This window comes from Aeromonas sp. HMWF014 (genome assembly GCF_963878295.1).
Taxonomy (GTDB): Bacteria; Pseudomonadota; Gammaproteobacteria; order Enterobacterales; family Aeromonadaceae; genus Aeromonas; species Aeromonas popoffii.
The window spans coordinates 1-2,715 of record NZ_CAWNYS010000535.1 but is presented as its reverse complement, the minus strand read 5'-3'; the positions used below and the strand labels follow the sequence as shown (position 1 = coordinate 2,715).

At 65.1% G+C, this 2,715-nt stretch carries 1 protein-coding gene; it reads right to left on the bottom strand.

From position 1 onward, the window contains the following. A partial coding sequence (gene rtxA / locus AAC083_RS20960; RefSeq protein WP_258224802.1) for an MARTX multifunctional-autoprocessing repeats-in-toxin holotoxin RtxA occupies positions 1-2,715 on the bottom strand: 2,715 nt, incomplete at both ends.

The window sequence follows — 2,715 nt, the reverse complement described above, 5'->3', positions numbered from 1 at the left end:
AGCTGCGGCTGATCGCCCAGCGTCTTGCTGGCGGTCTCAAACAAGGCAATGGTGCGAGGACCATTCACCTCGCCAGAGAACCAGATCGCCTTGACCTCGTCGGCCAGCAAGCGGGTTTGCGGCGTGTCGAACTGACTCAGCTGATGGGCAAACGCGATCAGACTGTCATGTTCGGTACGGGGCGCCTGCCGCTCGGCGTTAGAGTTGGTGTCGGTGAGCGGACGAATGCTGAGCTCGGTCACCCGGGCGATGTCGGTGGCACTCAACTCCCCCACAGCGCCGGTGATCCGGCCTATGCCGTCGAACAGCAGCTGATGTTCAAAGCGGGCTGTCTGTTCCGGCGGCAGTGCCAGACCATACACACCGGCAGCTTTGGCCCTGAAGGCGAAGGTGTGGCTCTGCAAGGAGGCGACCTCGAAGCGCAGCGCCGTCACCAGCTCACCTCGCTGGGCAAACTCTTTGGGGTCACGTGCCTGCCACTGGGACAGGCTTTGCTCCAACAGCCCCAGATTCGCCTCCGATGGCTGTTGCTGCACCCGTACCACGGCCTCGCGTACCGCCTTGAGTCGCTCGCTTGGCAAGTCGGTCGAGAGCTTGCCCAGCTGGCGACGGGTGGAGTCGATGAAGTCGTTGTCTTCGCGCTTGAGCAGCTCGAAGGCAAAACCGGCGGTCTCGGGGACAGCCACGGCCGGGCCTCGCACCGGGCTCCCCAGCCCGGCCAGGGAGACCCCGGACAGGCCCAACTCGGCGCTGCGGCGCGAAGACGCATGGCTCGCCGCCACAGTCGTGGTGTCCGCCTCGCGCTCACCGACCATGCCGGGCAGGGTAATGGCGGGCGTGCCATGAGCCCGAAGCCCGGCATTGATCTGGAGGCGATTGACCGCAGCCAAGGCGCCATCGAGCGCGGATTGCTCCTGTTCACTCACGCCATTGGCGGCATCGATGGCCGATGGCTGGGCGCTGGCGGAAGCATCGGTCGACAAGCCGGTGGCATTCGGCACATCAAGCTCACCGGCCTGCGGCAGACGGGGTGCCGCAATCGGACTCTGGCCGTTATTCACTTCCTGATGGCTCGGCTTGTCGCCGCTTTGTTTCAGGCTTGCCGCATTCTGCCTGGCTTGTGTTGCCTGCTGACTGGCCTGGCTGCTGGCCTGCTCGCCTGCGGCCTGCGCCTTGCTGGCGCTCGACTCGCCCTCTTGCTGCCGCTGCCGGGCATCGGCATCGCGGGTCAGGGCATCGAGACGACGCTGCTCGGCCTGCTCGGTCCGGCTTTGCCCCTGCGCCCGGGCCTCACCCTGCAACTGCTCGCTGCGCTGCTGGCCAGATTTGGACTGGGCCAGGGCGGCATCGACCTGCTGGCTCTGCTGCTCACGGCGGGATCTGGCATCCGCGATCGCCTCACCTGCCGTGCCACTGGCCTTTTCCAGGTCGCCTTGTCGATCGGTTAGCAAGCGGTCGGCAAAACCATGGCGCCAGTGCTGGCCGGACGGGATAGTGGCCGCTTCGGGCTGCTTGAGCGGTTCAAACTGGCGGGCCAGGGTGTCGAGCTGGGCCGTGATGTCGCGCGCTTCTGCCTCGATGGCGGTGCGCTGCGCCTGACCATTCGTTGCCAGCTTGCCCTCGTCGGTGGCGTCCAACTGGGCCTGAGCGCCCGAGATGGCGGCGAGCTGCTGCGCCTTCTCCTGCTCCAGCCGCTGTTTGTCGGCATCGGCACTCGCCCGATCGGCTTGGGCCCGGGCAGCGTTGCCATCTTCCACCAGCTGCGCGCTAACCTGGCCGATCTCGGCCTTACCAGCCGCCGTGGCGACCACGTTGTCGAGCAGGTAGCCAAAGCCGTTGTTCTCCCCCGTGCCGCTAAACGCCAGGGTATTGCTGCCCGCGCGAGCAGTCAGGGTCAACTGTTTGCTCTGCCAGCTGTCGGCGTCGCCCTCGCTGGCAAACACCCGCTCGCCGTTCCACAGCACCTCGATGCCGTGCTGCAGCGAGATGTTGGCCCGACGGGCAAAATCGAAGTTCAGAGTGACAGTCTCGCCCGCCTTGAGGCCGACAAGAACCTGGGAAATTTGGGTGTTTCGGTCGGTAGAGAGTTCGCTGACGCGAGCGCCGTGCCCCTCGGTAGCCAACCCGTAGGCGGTGGCGGAATGCTCTGCTTCGATCCCCTCACCGGCATGCTGCCAGCCGTGGGCGCCCTGTTCGAAATCGCCGTTGACGATGAGGTTTTCGCCGCCTCTGGCCAGGCCTTGCTCATCGAGCTGCAACCCCTTGTCCATGGCTTGCTCATCCCGCTCGCCAGTCTGGCTCACCTGGCCGGTCAGGCCGCTCGCCAGCGAGGATTTCACCTCGCCAATCTCGTCCAGACCAAAGCCGCTCAGGGCCTGTACATCCCCCAGACTGGCCGCTGGTGGCGCCTTGAGCGGGCCCTCTTCATCGCCCTGTACCAGATAGTTGATAGCCTGGTTGCCTGCCGCACCGAGCAGGGTCTGCTTGATGTTGTCAAACAGGGTGCCGAGCTTGTTGCTGCTGGTGTTGCTGCTGGCGAGGGCCAGGCTGTAGAAGTCGCCGTTGCCTATCTTGATGGCCATGTTGTGGCGTGCATAGGCCGCCGTGACGTCGAGCCCGTCGCCAATCTGGACATTGGCATTGCCCTTGCCCTTCATGACAGCGACGTTGAGCCCATTCCCCACCTTGGTGTTGAGGTTGTAATCACCCCAGGCC